Raw genomic sequence first — 2,543 nt, forward strand, 5'->3', positions numbered from 1 at the left:
CAAGTGAAAATGCCTTGTTCAAATTGGTTTTTTGTGCTATAAAACAGATTACAGCAAAGTGGAATATGCCAATCCCAGATTGGGCGGTAACCGTTTCCCAGCTAGATATTTTCTTCCCTGATAGGTTGAATTTTAAACTATGATATTCTATACTGACACAGCTCAGCGAACGTTCTCTTGTTAAAATAATCCGATAAATTTTTTCCTGTTTTAATGATCGCCAAAAACGTTCAATAAAAATATTATCTAAGGCTCGTCCCTTACCATCCATACTAATCAAGATATTATGTAGCTTTAGCATACTAATAAAATTCTCCGAGGTAAATTGTACTCCTTGATCAGTATTAAATATTTTTGGCATACCATATTTTTCTATAGCGTCTTCAAGGGCTGTTACACAAAATTCACTTTCCAAACTAATGGAGATTCGCCAACTTAGAATATAACGACTATACCAGTCAATAATAGCTACTAAATATACGAACCCTTGGCTCAGTCTTATATACGTTATATCTGCACTCCAAACCTGGTTTGGCAATACTATTTCTAATCCTTTTAGTAAATAAGGATATATTTTATGTGCCTGATTCCTCTTGCTTAAATTTATTTTAGGATAAACAGCTTCAAGACCCATTATCTTGTAGTAACGTCTAACAGCTTTACGACCTACCGAAAAACCTTGGGCTTGTAAATATTTAGCCATCCGCCGCATACCATAATATGGATGCATAGTATAGGTCTCATCAATTATTGCCATAATCTTGATATCTTGTTCACTAATACCAGTAGGTTGATAGTAATAGGTTGACCTGCTAATATCCAATAACTTACACTGTTGTACAATTGTTAACTTATTATGATTAGGCTCTATCATATTACACCTAACCTTTAATTCCAAACAATGCAGATTTTTTTTTGAGCCAGTCACACTCAACACTTAACTGACCAATTTGCTCATATAGATTCTTGATTAACCCCTGCTGATTTGGGTCAGCACTCTGTGTTTTATTCTTAAAACCTTGTACTAACAACTCAAGACCTTGTTTTTTCCAGTTACTTATCTGTGTTGCATGAACACCATACTTACTGGTTATCTGGGCTATTGTTAGCTCTCCCTTAATTGCTTCTATGACAATTTTGGCTTTCTCCTCAGCACTATATTGCCTTACTTGTTTTTTCATCTCTAGCTCTCCTTGTTTGCTAAAGAATTCTATCTCATTTTTCTTATTTTTCTGTCCAAAATATTGGAACCATTATATTAGGCATATGAAATCATGCTCATGAAAACCTTTTGGTAATATTAATGTTCTTGCCATTTTACTACCTACTCAAGTTTATATTCCCATATTACAATATACCTCCTTAACTATTTCAATTGGTATTAATTGATTTTAGTAAACCCTATACTTCACAAGGTTTGAAGAACATTTAATCAGGTCAAAAAATGCAATAAATTCTCAAAATTAGAAATTTTTTAAAATACATAGCGTTTTGATTATACTTTTCACGTGTCAAATAGTTCGTAAACTGCTTGACATCTAGGTTTTATAAGCTAACTTAATTGGCAACTCGCGTAAAATAGCAAGAATTTCGTGGGGATACATCAGATTGCGAGGAGCTACTTTAGTAGCGACGAAGCAATCCATGAGAATTAGTATAGATACATCAAGACTATATGGATTGCTTCGTAGGCTCACGCCTTCTCGCAATGACGTTTTTATGCTGTTTAATACTTATAGAATAAAAATTGTAGGGTACTATGGCAACAACGTCCCCAACTTCTCATCAATCAACTATAGTTATAGTGACGTTTTTAGGGCTGACATATGCAACAAAGTTTTAACAAAATACTAAAAGGCTATCAAGTTTTTAGGAAAAAATATGCGGATGGTAATAAATCTGTCATGCATAGCCTATCCCGTGATGGCCAACAACCAAAGATTATGGTAGTTGCTTGTTGTGATTCACGAGTAGACCCAGCGTTAATATTACAGTGTGATCCAGGAGATTTATTTGTTGTCCGTAATGTGGCAAATATTGTTCCCCCTTATGAAAAAGATACATATCATCATGGTACGAGTGCCGCCTTAGAATTTGGAGTTTGTTTTTTAAGAGTTGAACACTTAATTATATTGGGACATAGTCAATGTGGAGGAATCCAGGAATTATTAACTAATGATGATTCACAGCACAATGATTTCATAACCAACTGGGTTTCTCTAATAAAAACACCTAATTTTAGACAACATAACGCTGATGATTATACAAAATTAGCACTTAAACAATCATATCAAAATTGCATGATGTTTCCATGGATCAATGAACAAGTAAGCAGAAAAGAACTAATTATTCATCTATGGTTTTTTGATATAAAAACAGGGCAAATTTTTACTTATTCTGATAAACAACAGACATATATACCCCTTGCTTAAGGTTAATTCTGGGGAGTGTTCGTCAAACTGTGTCAAGTTGAAAAAATAATCTTTTAAATATATAAAATAAAGATTATTGATGTTGTAAATAGCGAAGAATGTGGATAAGTT

Annotated in this window: 3 protein-coding genes and 2 pseudogenes; 3 read left to right on the plus strand and 2 right to left on the minus strand. The window is 33.4% G+C overall.

All coding sequences use genetic code 11. The features are described 5' to 3' along the window. Window positions 1–143, plus strand: a pseudogene (locus tag RiCNE_RS08630) (IS256 family transposase); the annotation flags it as partial. A gap of 104 nt (window positions 144–247) precedes the next feature. On the opposite strand, the pseudogene RiCNE_RS06740 reads toward RiCNE_RS08630, so the two are convergent. Both RiCNE_RS06740 and RiCNE_RS06745 read right to left on the minus strand, forming a co-directional pair. Further along, window positions 248–874 (minus strand): annotated as a pseudogene (locus RiCNE_RS06740) (IS3 family transposase); the annotation flags it as partial. Between the two features lie 7 nt (window positions 875–881). Beyond that, a complete protein-coding gene (locus RiCNE_RS06745; protein ID WP_094649795.1) occupies window positions 882–1,181 on the minus strand; it encodes a transposase in 300 nt (99 codons plus the stop codon). A 427-nt stretch (window positions 1,182–1,608) separates the two neighbouring features. Between RiCNE_RS06745 and RiCNE_RS07365 the strand changes: the two genes are divergently transcribed. Next, window positions 1,609–1,854, plus strand: coding sequence for a hypothetical protein (locus RiCNE_RS07365; RefSeq protein WP_133062968.1), 246 nt, complete (start codon window positions 1,609–1,611; stop codon window positions 1,852–1,854). Beyond that, complete coding sequence (locus tag RiCNE_RS06750; protein ID WP_094649796.1) at window positions 1,827–2,432, plus strand: carbonic anhydrase; 606 nt, start codon at window positions 1,827–1,829, stop codon at window positions 2,430–2,432. Before RiCNE_RS07365 ends, RiCNE_RS06750 begins: the two co-directional genes overlap by 28 nt. The last annotated feature ends 111 nt before the right edge of the window (window positions 2,433–2,543 follow it).

The organism is Rickettsia endosymbiont of Culicoides newsteadi (assembly GCF_002259525.1).
In the GTDB taxonomy this organism is placed as follows: Bacteria; Pseudomonadota; Alphaproteobacteria; order Rickettsiales; family Rickettsiaceae; genus Tisiphia.